This window comes from Methylobacterium crusticola, assembly GCF_003574465.1.
Taxonomy (GTDB): Bacteria; Pseudomonadota; Alphaproteobacteria; order Rhizobiales; family Beijerinckiaceae; genus Methylobacterium; species Methylobacterium crusticola.
Genome location: NZ_KZ984643.1, coordinates 1 through 12630, shown reverse-complemented (window position 1 = coordinate 12630; position 12630 = coordinate 1). Strand labels below are relative to the sequence as shown.

Annotated in this window: 9 protein-coding genes and 2 pseudogenes; 5 read left to right on the top strand and 6 right to left on the bottom strand. The window is 71.9% G+C overall.

Translation table 11 applies throughout. The annotated features are described in order from the left end of the window. Window positions 1-338 precede the first annotated feature (338 nt). From tssC to DT057_RS04660, 4 genes are all read right to left on the bottom strand, one after another. Window positions 339-1850, bottom strand: a complete 1512-nt coding sequence (gene tssC, locus DT057_RS04675; protein WP_128560955.1) for a type VI secretion system contractile sheath large subunit — start codon at window positions 1848-1850, stop codon at window positions 339-341. Window positions 1851-2101: 251 nt separating this feature from the next. After that, on the bottom strand, window positions 2102-2647 hold the full coding sequence (gene tssB, locus DT057_RS04670; RefSeq protein WP_128560954.1) for a type VI secretion system contractile sheath small subunit: 546 nt from the start codon (window positions 2645-2647) through the stop codon (window positions 2102-2104). 175 nt (window positions 2648-2822) lie between these two features. Next, the gene (locus tag DT057_RS04665; protein WP_128560953.1) at window positions 2823-4163 is read right to left on the bottom strand and encodes a type VI secretion system protein TssA; all 1341 of its coding nucleotides are present in this window, start codon (window positions 4161-4163) and stop codon (window positions 2823-2825) included. Window positions 4164-4220: 57 nt separating this feature from the next. Further along, the gene (locus DT057_RS04660) at window positions 4221-4799 is read right to left on the bottom strand and encodes an OmpA family protein (protein ID WP_238312747.1); all 579 of its coding nucleotides are present in this window, start codon (window positions 4797-4799) and stop codon (window positions 4221-4223) included. A 96-nt stretch (window positions 4800-4895) separates the two neighbouring features. Between DT057_RS04660 and DT057_RS04655 the strand changes: the two genes are divergently transcribed. The 5 genes and pseudogenes from DT057_RS04655 (at window position 4896) to DT057_RS04640 (ending at window position 10089) form a co-directional block, all read left to right on the top strand. Next, entirely contained in the window at window positions 4896-6725 is a 1830-nt protein-coding gene (locus DT057_RS04655; RefSeq protein WP_128560952.1) for a type VI secretion system Vgr family protein, read from the top strand. A gap of 7 nt (window positions 6726-6732) precedes the next feature. Further along, the gene (locus DT057_RS04650) at window positions 6733-7287 is read left to right on the top strand and encodes a DUF6931 family protein (protein ID WP_128560951.1); all 555 of its coding nucleotides are present in this window, start codon (window positions 6733-6735) and stop codon (window positions 7285-7287) included. Window positions 7288-7387: 100 nt separating this feature from the next. Next, a pseudogene (locus DT057_RS37470) lies at window positions 7388-8186 on the top strand (type VI secretion system-associated FHA domain protein); the annotation flags it as partial. 1 nt (window position 8187) lies between these two features. Further along, window positions 8188-9010: type VI secretion system-associated FHA domain protein TagH (gene tagH, locus DT057_RS36015; protein ID WP_203236182.1), on the top strand; the 823-nt coding region annotated here is incomplete at its 5' end. Window positions 9011-9201: 191 nt separating this feature from the next. Beyond that, on the top strand, window positions 9202-10089 hold the full coding sequence (locus DT057_RS04640; protein ID WP_128560949.1) for a hypothetical protein: 888 nt from the start codon (window positions 9202-9204) through the stop codon (window positions 10087-10089). A 70-nt stretch (window positions 10090-10159) separates the two neighbouring features. Here DT057_RS04640 and DT057_RS36460 read toward each other — a convergent pair whose 3' ends face one another. Continuing rightward, window positions 10160-11818 (bottom strand): transglycosylase SLT domain-containing protein, encoded by a 1659-nt coding sequence (locus DT057_RS36460; RefSeq protein WP_238312742.1) that lies wholly within the window; start codon window positions 11816-11818, stop codon window positions 10160-10162. A 67-nt stretch (window positions 11819-11885) separates the two neighbouring features. Continuing rightward, a pseudogene (locus DT057_RS35380) lies at window positions 11886-12630 on the bottom strand (hypothetical protein); the annotation flags it as partial.

The window sequence follows — 12630 nt, the reverse complement described above, 5'->3', positions numbered from 1 at the left end:
CTCGAGCTTCAGGAAAATATCGACTGCCATGACTTCGTCACTCCCTCCAGCCCACGACGCGGCGTGGGCGACGTTGAAGACGCGCGCGAGATCGCGTGTCCGGCGATGCCCGGGTCCCGGCGCGGGCGCGAGGCTCGCGGACGGGGCCCGGGCAGCCGCCGGCGGCGACCATCCGGGCGAGGGCCCGCACCGGGCGCGGCCCTCGGACAGGATTCCGGGAATTGAGAGCGGGTCGGGTCCCGGCCGCTGCGCGGCCGCGAGCCCCGGTGCTGGTCGGCCCTGGCCTCAGGCGGAGAGGCGAGGCTCGCCTCTCCGGAGCCGGCCGGGCCCCGCGGACGCTAGGACTTCGCCGCCGGCAGCCGCGACACGAGGCTCATGCCGATGTCCATTCCCTCGAGCTGGTAGTGCGGCCTGAGGTAGAACTTGGCCGAGTAGTAGCCCGGGTTCTCCTCGTTCTCGAAGATGTCGACCCGCGCGTCCGCCAGGGGCTTGCGCGCCTTGGTCTGCTCCGAGGAGTTCTTGGGATCGCCGTCGACGTACTGGTTGATCCACTCCTGGAGCCACTTCGTCAGCTGCTCCTTCTCCTTGGTCGAGCCGATCTTGTCGCGGACCATGCACTTCAGGTAGTGCGCGAACCGGGACACCGCGAACATGTAGGGCAGGCGCGACGACAGGTTGTCGGACGCGGTGGCCTCGACGCCCTTCTCGCCGAAGAACGATTTCGGCTTGTAGAGGGATTGCGCGCCGATGAAGGCGGCCTTGTCGGTGTTCTTGCGATGGATCAGCGGGATCAGCCCGGCCTTGGCCAGCTCCGCCTCGCGCCGGTCGCTGATGGCGATCTCGGTCGGGCACTTGAGGTCGACGCCGCCGTCGTCCGTCGGGAAGGTGTGGCTCGGCAGGTTCATCACCTCGCCGCCGGACTCGACGCCGCGGATGCGCACGGTCCAGCCGCAATCCTTGTAGGCGCGGTTGATGTTCGTCGCCATCGCGTAGGCGGCGTTCATCCAGGCGTAGTTCTCGCCCTTGTGGCCGTCCGTCTCCTCCTCGAAGGCGAACTCCTCCACCGGCTCGGTCTTCGCGCCGTAGGGGACGCGGGCGAGCACCCGCGGCAGGCACAGGCCGACGTAGCGGGAATCGGGCGCGTCGCGCAGGGACTTCCAGGCGGCGTAGTCGGGCGTGTCGAAGATCTTGCCGATGTCGCGCGGATTGGCGAGCTCGGTGTAGGAATCCATCCCGAGGAGGTTCGGATCCGCCCCGGTGAAGAAGGGCGCGTGCGCGGCGCCCGCGATCTTGCTGAGGTCGCGCAGCAGCGACACGTCGGTCGGCTGGTGGCTGAAGTAGTAGTCGCCGATCAGGCAGCCGAACGGCTCGCCGCCGAGCTGGCCGAACTCCGCCTCGTAGATCTGCTTGAACAGCGGGCTCTGGTCCCAGCGCGCGCCCGGATACTGCCGCAGCTCGCGGTAGAGCTCGGTCTTGGAGGCGTTGAGGACCCGGATCTTCAGGGTCGAGTCCGTCTCCGAGTTCATGATGAGGTGGTTGAGGCCGCGCCAGGCGCTCTCGATGCGCTGGAACTCCTCGGCGTGCAGGATCTCGTTGACCTGCGCGGTCAGCTTCTCGTCGAGGCGGGCGATCATCTCCTCGATCGTGTCGAGGACGTCGTCCTTGATGACGTCCGCGTTCGCGAGCGCCTGGTTGACCAGGGTCACGACCGCGTTCTCGACCTCCGTCTGCGCCCGGTCGGTGCGCGGCTTGAAGCTCTGCCGCAGCACATCCGAGAAGTCGCCGGGTTCGGTCGTCTGGCCAGCGGCTCCGCCCCGCTGCTGCTCTAAGCTCGTCGTTCCTGATGCCATGATCGCCTCTTAGCCTTGTTTCCCGGTGCAGGGCCGCGCGGCGCCGCGCAACGACCTCGTCCCTGGGCTCCCCGATTCCGCACCATGCTCCGGCGCGCCGCGCGGCGCCTCTCCGGAGCCGATCCCGGTCCCGACGGGAACGGCGGCGGCTCCGGGTTCCGATCGCAGGGCGCGCCGCGCGGCCCGAGCGCCGGGCCCGTCACCGGAGGAAGCCCGGGGACGGACGCGGGCCGGCGCGGCGCCGCCCGGGCTCACTCCTCCGGCTTGCCCGCAGGCGCGGCGTCCTGCGCCTCCGTCCGGGCCCGCCCGAGCTGCTCGCGCAGGGCCTCCATCTTGGCCGGGTCCTTGAGCAGCGCCTTGATCTCGCCGCTGGCCGCGGCCTTCCCGTCCATGTAGCGCAGGAGGTTCGAGAGCTGCTCGCGCGCCTCGAGGATCTTGGCCAGGGGCTCGACCTGACGGGCGACCGCCGCGGGGCTGAAATCGTCCATCTTGTTGAAGCTGAGATTGACCGACAGCTTCTCGTCGTCCTCGGCGGAGAGCCGGTTGCGGACCCGGAAGGCGACGCCCGGCTTGATCGCCGACATCCGCTTCTCGAAGTTGTCCATGTCGAACTCGGTGAACGTCCGATTGCCGAGCTTCTCCTTCTCGACGCCCGGCGCGTTGCCCGACAGGTCGGCCATCACCCCCATGACGAACGGCAGCTCGATGTTCTTCTCGGCATCGTAGGGATCTTCATAGGTAATGTGGACCCGTGGCGGGCGGTTGCGCTTGATGAACTTCTGCCCTGAGTCAGCCATTTAAGCCTCCGGCCAGCTGGGAAATCCGCGGTGCCGACGCGTGCGGATACCACCACAGAACTGATTTTCGGACAAGATGCAAAGTCAGGCGCCGAGACGTCACCCCTCAGAACTCGTCCTTCGTCTCACTATACTCGTGCCACGATAGGGCCCGCCGGGCCGCGCGGCTGTGCGTTTAGTCACTTTCCCGCGCGAGCCGCACCCCCGGGAGCACGTCCGACAGGATGCTGAGGAAGTCCTGGTTGATCATGGCGCAGGCCCGGTCGGTGAAGAGCGGGATCGGGCTCGACGGCTCGCTCGCCCGGTAGAAGGCCGCGACCTCCTTCAGGAGCGCGACGGCGCCGGCCCGGGACGCGACCTCGTAGGCGGGCGGCGGGGCGTCGCCGTCCGCGCCGGAGGGCAGGCCGCGCTCCCCGGTCTCCTCGCCGAGGATCTCGGCGATGCGGTCGACCCGGAGCTGGAACGACTTCTCGGGCCGCGGGCCGATGTAGAGGGTGGCGCCCTCCGCGTGGTTGGGCAGCAGGGCGCGGATGACCTCCTGGAACGGCAGCCCGATGAGCCGCTCGGCCTGCCGCACCAGGAGCGTGGCGGGGCTCGAGGGCTCGTGCCGGCGGAAATACTCGCTCACGGCGGCGAGGGCGGCGGCGGCGGCGGCCGCGCTCGTCACGCGGCCGGAGGGCGGGAGCGCGGCCGCCGCGGTCCCGCCCGGGACCGGGGCCACCCCGTCCGCCTCGCCGGCCGGCGCGTCCGCGCCCGGGCCCGCCGCGTCGGGCTCCAGGAACTTCGCGACCTGCCGGGCGAACGCCTCGACGCGGTCGAGGCGCACGGCGTTCTCGGCGCCGGCCTGCTCGGCCGTCACGGCGGCGATGCGGCGCGCGGCCTCGGCGAGGCGCGCGACGCCCTCGCGGGCGGCGGCGAGGTCGGCCGGCTCGGCCTCCGCGAGGGCCCGCTCGAGCTCGACCTGGTCGATCGCCTTCTCGCCGTCGCGGGCCGGGGATTCGCCGCTCGCCACCACCACGGTCCGGTAGCTGATCGGCCCGAAGCGGCGGTTCGTGAACAGGGGCAGGTGCTGGAGCGGCAGGATCATGGTCGGCATGTCGTCGAGCGCCTGCAGCACGCCGATCCGGTAGCTGTAGTCGCCGTCCTCCGCCCGCGGGTGCACCTCCTCCCAGGAATCGCGCAGCAGGTCCGCGACGAGGGCGAGGCAGCGCGAGCAGCCGTCGAGGTCCCGGTCGAGGGCGCAGAGCCGCCCGCCGAGGGCGAGCAGGCGCAGGTCGCGGGTGCGCGCGAGCAGCACGCCGATCGCCGCGACCTGAGCCTTGAAGTCGTAGGCGCTCCGGTCGAAGGGCTTGAGGCGGCCCTCGTCGTCGCGCTCGAAGTAGGCCGGCGGCAGCGCGTTCTCGGCGCCGGCCATGTACTGCATGAAAGCCGGATCTCCCTCGAGGTCCAGATCCGGGCCGCAAGGGTCGGACGCCGAGAGCGGCGCCTCGAAATCCGAGAAGTTCAGTGCGGCCATGGCCCCCTGCGGTCTATCGGCCGGACCCGGATGGCCGGTCCGGGGAACCCGCGAGCCTCACTCGCCCCGGAGATGCGCCTCGACGCGGCGGTTCACAGGATCGGCCGGGTCCGCCGTGCGCGGACGCGACTTGCCGAACGCCCTGGCCTCGAGCCGGTCCGCCGGCACGCCGTGCCCGGAGAGGTAGCGCACCACGGACCTGGCGCGGCGGGCCGAGAGGTCGAGGTTGAAGCCGTCGCCGCCCTTGGCGTCCGTGTGGCCCTCGACCGTGAAGGCGGCGGACCGCAACCGGTCGCTGCGCAGCGCCTTGGTGAACTCGTCGAGGTTGGCCTTGGCGCCCGGGGTCAGCACGTCGGAATTGTGGCCGAAGTTCACCAGCAGGTCGAACCCGCCCGAGACCTTCGGGCGGGCCGGCACGGCGCTGGAGCACTGGCTCTCGGCGCCGATGCAGAGCCCCCGCGAGGGACCGAGGTCCCGGGCCGGGGCACCCCCCTGCGCGGAGGCGCCTTCCCGCGCGGAGAAGTAGCGCTCGACGTCGCTGGCGCGGTAGGACGGCGGGACCTGGGCGACCGCGGCTCCTGCCGCCAGCAGGCAGCCGCCGAGACCCAACCCGATCCCGACCAACATCCTAGACATCGTGCGCTCCCAGAACACGGGTCGACTATGCAAGCGGGTTTCGTTACTGTCAAGGACGAACCCGTTCGTCTGGACGGTAATGGGACGTGCCGGCGTATGCACTCTGATCCTACTCAAACCACACGTGTCGCCCGCCTGAAAACACCCGTAGAAGGCGACAAACTTGTCCTGGCCCGCTTCGAGGCGGACGAGGGTCTGAGCGAACTTTTCGAATACCGAATTGACGCGCTGAGCCCGAATCAAAACATTGATTTCAGCAAATCCATCGGTCGCGCCTGTACTGTCACCGTCAACAGCTATGATGGCGCCGAGCGCAACTTCAACGGCATCCTCGTGGAAGCACAGTGGGTCGGCGTTCAGCAAAATCTCTACGCTTACCGTCTGGTGCTTCGACCCTGGCTATGGCTGCTGGGCCGGCGGGCCGACTGCCGGATCTTCAAGGAGAAGAACGTCATCAAGATCATCAAGGAGGTTTTCGACACCGCGGGCTTCAAGGACTACTCCGTCAAGGCGAACGAGGGCGATTATCCCGAGATAGAATACTGCGTCCAGTACCGGGAGACCGATCTCGCGTTCGTGTCGCGCCTGATGGAGGAGTTCGGCATCTACACCTTCCACAAGCACTCGAAGGACAAGCACGAACTGGTCCTGGCCGATTCGAAGTCCTGCCACCCGAACGTGGCGCTGCCCGGCGGCAGCCTGCCGTTCATCCCCCTCGCCGACCAAGACCGGCGCAAGCACGAGCACGTCTATCACTGGGTGGCGGAGCGGCGATTCCGCACGGGAAAATTCGCCCTCAACGACTACGACTACATGAAGCCGACGGCGAACCTGAAGTCCGATTCGCAAGGCGCCGAGAAGTACGAGAAATCCAGCCTCGAGGTCTACGATTATCCCGGCCGCTATACGGAGCAGGACCGGGGCAAGACTTTCTCCAAGGTGCGGCTCGAGGCCGAGCAGGCGCTCGACCAGCGCAAGCACGCGGCCGGCGACGCCGTGAGCCTGTTCCCGGGCGGGCTGGTCAAGGTCTCCCAGCACCCGACCGACGCCGCCGAGTACCTCGTCGTGCGGGCCACGCACGCCTTCGTGGCCGAGGGCTACACCTCGGGCGCGGGCGCCGAGGCGGGGGAGATGTATCACGGGCACTACGAGCTCCTGAAGAGCGAGCGGCCCTTCCGGGCCCCCATCGTGACGCCCAAGCCCCTGATCCGCGGGCCGCAGACCGGGATCGTGGTCGCGCGGGAGAAGAACAAGAGCGAGGAGATCGACGTCGACGAGGAGGGCCGCATCTTCGTCCAGTTCCACTGGAACCGCGAGAAGTCGAAGATCTCCCGGCCGGTGCGCGTCGCCCAGATGTGGTCGGGCAAGTCCTGGGGCTGGCAGTACATCCCGCGGGTCGGCCAGGAGGTGGTGATCGAGTTCCTGGAGGGCGACCCCGACCAGCCGCTCGTGGTCGGCACCGTGTACAACAAGGATTACCGGTACCCCTACCCGCTGCCCGACAACAAGACGATCTCGGGCGTCAAGTCGGACTCGACGAAGGGCCACAACGGCTACAACGAGTTCCTCTTCGAGGACAAGAAGAGCTCGGAGAACATCAAGATGCGCGCCGAGAAGGATCACGATTCGGTGGTCCGGCACGCCGAGACGCGGGTGATCGGCGAGACCTTCGAGACCCCGGTCGGCTCGCCCTCGCGCTCCACGACCCTCAAGAACGGCGACGAGAAGCTCAAGGTCGAGAGCGGCAACTGGAACGGCGACATCGCCCAGAAGATCTACTTCAAGGCCGGCACCCAGATCATCTTCGAGGTCGGTGCCAGCAAGATCACCATGACGCCGGCGACCATCAAGATCGAATCGGGGGAGATCAAGCTCGAGGGCAGCGCCGACATCATTCAGACAGCCCCGCTCATCAAGATCAACTGAGGGGCCTATGACGAGACTGCGCTTCAGCACCGCCCTGGAGGTCTTCGACGCGTTCCCGACGCTGCGCGACGACGTCCAGGCCGCGCCGACCGGCGATGCCCCGACGGTGTTCCTGTTAGCCCTCGGGCGCAGCGGCACGCCGGAGGACGGGGTCGCGTTCGGCGCCTACGTGCTCGGCCGGCGGGAGACGGTGTGGTGGGCCTGCCAGTGCGTGCGCCTGCTGATCCCCGGCCTGGAGGCGACGGAGCCGGCCCTGCGGGCGGCGGAGGCCTGGGTGTACGCGCCCGAGGAGGAGAACCGCCTCGCCGCCCTGCGGCTCGGGGCCGATGCGGACCGGCGCGTGCCGACGACCTGGCTCGCCCTCGCGGCCGGGTGGTCGGGGGGCAACATCGCGCCGCCGGGCCTCGGCGCCGTCCAGGCGCCGCCCCACTACACCGCCCGGGCGGCCCGGGTGGCGGTGCTGAGCGGCCTCGCCCACGTGCCGGCGCGGGACCGGAGCGACCGCCTCAACCGCTGCCTGGAGGGCGCCCTGCGCCTGATGCAACCGCAGGACGCCCCCTGAGGCGATCCCGCGCGCACGAAAAGCCTGACGCCCACGGCATTTCCGTCATATTCTGTCCGGCACGGCCCGCGGTCCCGAACCCGCGGCGCCGCGGCCGTCGATGCGCGACCTGGACGGCGCGCGGGATGCGGTCCCGCACACGCCGCGTCGGGCCGGGAGGGTATCAGGTGGATCGTGGAGCGACGATGGCGCGATGCCGCTGCATCTGATCATTGAGAACGAGACGAGCCTGCCGGACGGCGGGCCCCTGAGCTACACGCTCACGGGCAACCGCGGCCTCGACATCGGGCGCGACCAGTACCTCGACTGGACCCTGCCGGATCCGAGCCTGACCGTGTCCGGCAAGCACTGCGAGGTGCGCTACCGCGAGGGCACGTACTGGCTGCACGACGTCTCGCGCAACGGCACCTTCGTGAACCAGACGGCCCAGCGCCTGCAGGAGCCCTACCGGCTGCGCAGCGGAGACCGGCTCTACATCGGGCACTACGTCATCCGGGTCCACATCGACGGCGAGCAGGCGGCGTCCGTGGCCGTGACCACGGCGCCGGTCGCGAACGCCTCCCAGGACCTCTGGTCCGGGCAGTACGACTCGGCCCCCCCGATCGCGCGCCAGGAGTTGCGCCCCGCCCGCGAGAGCCGGCCCCGCAACCCGGACTTCCGGGACTGGCGGGTCGACCTGCCGGAGCCGGGCCAGGGCGAGCGGCGGGACCCGTTCTCCGCGCTGCCGCCGCTCGACGCCCCCCGGGCGGTGCCCGAGATGGGCTGGGCCCAGGGCGCGCCGCCGCGCGCCGAGCCGGTCCCCGCCCCGCCTCCGCTTCCGACGCCGCGGCGGCCGGAACCCGGCCGCGATTTCGGCCGCGATTTCGGCCAGCCGGACCCGGGCCAGCCGGATCCCGGCCNTCCCGGCCGCCCCGACCTCGGCCGGCAGGATCCCGGCCGGCAGGAACTCGGCCGCGCGGGCTGGGACGATCCGCCGGTGCCCGAGCGGTCCGCCCCCGCGGCGGCCGCGATGCAGCCCGACACCGACAACCCGTGGGGGCAGCTCTCCCTCGCGGCGCCCGCGCGCAACCCGCGCCCCGCCGCCCCGGCGGCGGACCCGGCCGCCGCCCCGGGCGCCCCCGCGCCGGGCGCCGCCCCGGGGATGGACGCCTTCATCCAGCGCTTCGCGCAAGGGGCGGGCGTGCCCGCCGAGGTGTTCGCCTGGCGCAACCCCGAGGACCTGGCCGAGGAGCTCGGCGCCCTGACGCGGCTCGCCGCGGAGAACCTCAAGCAGCTGCTCGCGGCGCGCACCGAGACGAAGCGGGCGGCCCGGGCGGCGAGCCACACCACGGTGCAGGTCCTCGACAACAACCCGCTGAAGTTCACGCCGACCGTCGAGGACGCCCTGCGGATCATGTTCGGCCGCCCGACCAGCGGCTACCTGACGGCGCGGCGCGCCATGGAGGAGGGCTTCCGGGACGTGAAGTCCCACGAGGTGAAGCTGTTCTCCGCCATGCAGCACGCCCTGCGGCTCCTGCTCCAGGACCTCGACCCCGAGGCGGTCGAGGCGTCCCTCGGCGACGAGCGCGGCCTGAGCGCCCTGCTCGGCTCCCGCAAGGCGCGCCTGTGGGACCTCTACGCCACGCGATGGGACGCCCTCACGGCCGCCCACGAGGACGGCATGATGGCGGCCTTCATGGTGTTCTTCGCGGAGTGCTACGATCGGGGCGGCAAGGACCGCTGAGGCGGGGGCACGCCCCCGCTGCCGCGGCACGCTCGATCCTGGCGCTGTTGCGGCCTGTGCCCCCGCACACCGCGCGGCGCGGCGCATGATGTTCTCAAGTCGATGGACGGTCGTGGTCGCCCGTACGTAATTGCCTCGATTCTTGACTGAGCTTACGCTGCTACGAACGCCCGATCGCGTGGGAGGCACGGATGCGCTGGAGATCTGCGGCGTCCTTTGCGGCGGGGAGCCTGGTGTTCGCCGCTCTCGTCGGAGCGGGCGCCTTCGCCATCGTCAGCCTGACGCCCGGGACCGAGATCGCGGCGCCGCCGCCGAAGGGCACGTTCCTGCTCGATGCCGGGCCGCCCGCCCTGCTGTCGCCCGCGCCGCCCCCCGCGCTCCCGAAGGCCCTGCTGCCGCCCCCGCGCCAGGTCGCGCTGGCGCCGGCCCCGCGCTCCCAGGGCGGCCTTCCCCAGACCGGCGGCCTTCCCCCAACCGTCCTGCCGCCGGCCGCACCCATGCCGGCGGCCCTGCCGGTCGCCCTGCCGCAGGACGTCCTGCCGCCGGCCGCGGACCTCGAGAGCCCGCCCGAGCCCGACGCGGCCGAGGCGGCCACGCCGCCCCCGGCACCGCGCCCCGTCCCTCGCCCGGCGCCGCGGCGCGAGACCGCGTTGCCGCCCCAGGAGCGGCCCGCCCCGGAGAGGCCGGCGCGCGAGCGGCCGGCGCAGGATCGGCTGGCCTACCTGCCCGCGGCCCGCACGCCCCCGGCGGCCGCGCCGCTGCGCCCGGCCGAACCCCAGTCCCAGTCCCAGGTGCTCACCCCGACCGAGATCCGGCGGATCAAGCTCTCCCTGCGCCTGACCCCCGAGCAGGCCCTGCACTGGCCTCCCGTGGAGGCGGCCCTGAGCCAGGCCGCCGCCCAGCAGATGGCCCTCGTGCGCTCCGGGCAGGACGCGTCGGGCGCCTTCAACTCCAGCACCTCGATGCGCATCTACTGGGCCGCCCAGCCGCTCCTGAGCACGCTGCGCGAGGACCAGAAGGCGCAGATCCGCGCCCGCGCCCGCACCATGGGCTTCGGCACCGTGGCCTCCTACCTCTGAGGACCCGGGCCCGGCGCGCGCCGCCGGGGCGGCCGGACGCCCCCGCGCCGCCGGGGCGGCCGGCGCCGCGTCAGCGGGCCGGCTTCACCGGGAGGGCCGCGGGCTGCACGCCCTCCGCCCGGGCCACCGCGTGCACGTTGCGGTAGCGGTTGAGCCGCAGCCCGATCATCGTCTCGAACTTGTCGCGGACGGCGCTGACCGAGACGCTCTTCTTGGTCCCGTCCGTGTCGGCCGAGTAGAAGATCGTCTGGTTGGCGGCGGCGGGCTTCGGCAGCAGCTCGGCCGCGGCCGCATCGGGCGCCGCGACCGCCCGCGTCAGCAGGCGCTCGGCCCCGTCGGGCCCCAGGAAGTGGACGAGGTAGACCTCGCCCCCGGTGAGCGGCCGGCCGAGCTTGACGGCGATCCGGTTGCCGTCGCGCTTGAGCATCTCGGCGGCGAACACCGCCGACAGGTAGGCGTCGCGCCGCAGCGCCAGGATGCGCGTCCGCTCGGCCGCCGCCAGGTCGCCGGTGACGAGGCGCGCCTCGCGCTCGAGCCCGTAGGTGGGCCCGAAATCCCGCACCACCCCGAGCCAGGTCTTCTCGATGAACTGGAACAGGCCGGTGGCCGAGGAGGTCTGGGCCTGGACCTCCGTGACGAAGCTCGATTCCTTGTCGGCGATGGCCATCAGCAGCACCGGGTCGGTGCTGGTGACGCGGGCCGCCCGCACGATCTTCTCGACGAGGTAGCGCCGGATCTTCATCGGGCCGAAGGTCAGGATCTCGTCGGGATTGCTCGGCCCGCTCGTGTCGAGGGCGATGGCGAGCGAGGCGTAGGCGGCGAGCTCCGGCCGGTCCTCGGCCCGCTTGCGCGCCGTGGAGAGGTCGCCCTGCAGGATCGAGTTGCCGACCGAGGGGGCGAGCTTGACGGAGGGGCGGGAGATCGGGCGGGCATCCGCCACGGCGATCCGCTTCAGGGGCACGCCCGCCGGCATCATCCGGATGTCCGGCGCCAGCGGCGAGGCCGGGGCCGGATCGAGGTCCGACACGTCGTAGAGCTGGTCGGCGACCTCCTGCGACACGAGCAGGACCGCGGAATCGTTGGCGAGCGACAGGATGGCGGTGGCCTGCACGAGCTCGGCATCCTCCTCGGGCGCGGCCGGCACCATGAGCCAGCCGACGCCGATGGCGATGCTCACCAGGGCGCCGATCAGCGCCGCCCCGAAATAGGGGCGCCGCTCGAGGTCGGGCAGCCGCACCAGGGAGGTCAGGGTGTGCCAGGCCGTCTCCGCGTGCTGGGGGCGCGGCGCCTTCCCGGCGGAGGCGGCCGCGAGGCGCTCCGCGACGAAATCCGCCACCGCCTCGAACCACGCCACCGGCGGGCTCCCCTGCGGCCCCTCGTGCTCGAGGGCCAGGACCCGCGCGGCGACCTGCTCGGCGACGAGCCTCGGGCATCCGAGCGCCCGGGCCAGGTCGCGGGGGCCGGCCGGCCGGCCGGTCGCCCGCAGGTGGATGGCGTAGAACCAGTGGGCGAGGGGCGGCTGCGGCTTGGCGAAGGGCGTGCCCTGGCACGGATAGAGCTTGAACCCGCAGGCCCGGCACGCGAAGGCGCGATGCTTGAGCACCTGCGCGAACCCGGCCCTGCGCGCGCAGGCCGGGCAGGCCGGATCGCCGTGGCGCAGGCGCATCATCTCGGACAGGCATGCCTCCTCCGGGATCTGCGCCGCAACCGCATGGAAGCTCGACGTCAATGATCAATCCTGAGGAGCCGCACCCTGGGCCGCATGATAGACTGAACGGGGTCGAGCGGAAAGCCGATCAACTGCCGCCGCTCAAGGTGAAGTACTTCACCGCGACCCCGATCGGGGCGCCCTTGCGGGCCTCCTCGGCGAGCTGCCGGAAGAGGCGGTCGGCCGTGAGGCCCTTGCCGCCCTTGGGGGCGGCCAGCAGGGCCGCGAGCGGCCGCGGGCTCGCGAGGGCGATCACGAGCTGGGGCGCCGCCGCCTCGCCGTCGCGGCGGTTGCCGATCAGGCGCAGGGTCACCGCGATGGTATCGCCGCTGCGCCTGGCGTAGCCCGAGAGGTCGTGCACCCGGCCGTCGTCGGAGACGAGCAGCAGCGCGACGTGCCGGTCGGCCCGCGCGTCGGCCGTGGCGCTCATCTCGTCGCCGCTGCGCAGGGTGTCGGACTTGAGGGCCAGGTCCGGCCTGCGGACGTCGGGCCTGCGGACGTCGGGCCTGCGGACGGCCCGCTGCGCGTCGAGGCCCGCGAGGTAGCCGACCAGGGGGCATTGCGGCGGCGCGATCTGCCGCAGGTTGATCTGGGGGTCGAAGCCGAGGGCGCGCTGGAACGCCGCGTCGAGGGCCACGAACGAGGCCGGCGTCGCACCGAAGGCCTCGATCGTCGCCTCGCCGCGGCCGGCGCGCACGAGCGCCGTGTAGAAGCAGGGACCGCCGCTGTAGCCGCGCAGGAAGGCGCGGACGTCGCGGTCCCCGGCCGCGGACGGCTTCGCGGGCCGGCCGCCGGCCGCCGCATCGGCCGGCTTCGCGGGCCGGCCGCCGGCC

Coding starts and splice junctions, on each gene's coding strand:
- tssC (WP_128560955.1), bottom strand. CDS start 1,850: ATGGCATCAGGAACGACGAGCTTAGAGCAGCAGCGGGGCGGAGCCGCT.
- tssB (WP_128560954.1), bottom strand. CDS start 2,647: ATGGCTGACTCAGGGCAGAAGTTCATCAAGCGCAACCGCCCGCCACGG.
- DT057_RS04665 (WP_128560953.1), bottom strand. CDS start 4,163: ATGGCCGCACTGAACTTCTCGGATTTCGAGGCGCCGCTCTCGGCGTCC.
- DT057_RS04660 (WP_238312747.1), bottom strand. CDS start 4,799: ATGTCTAGGATGTTGGTCGGGATCGGGTTGGGTCTCGGCGGCTGCCTG.
- DT057_RS04655 (WP_128560952.1), top strand. CDS start 4,896: ATGCACTCTGATCCTACTCAAACCACACGTGTCGCCCGCCTGAAAACA.
- DT057_RS04650 (WP_128560951.1), top strand. CDS start 6,733: ATGACGAGACTGCGCTTCAGCACCGCCCTGGAGGTCTTCGACGCGTTC.
- DT057_RS04640 (WP_128560949.1), top strand. CDS start 9,202: ATGCGCTGGAGATCTGCGGCGTCCTTTGCGGCGGGGAGCCTGGTGTTC.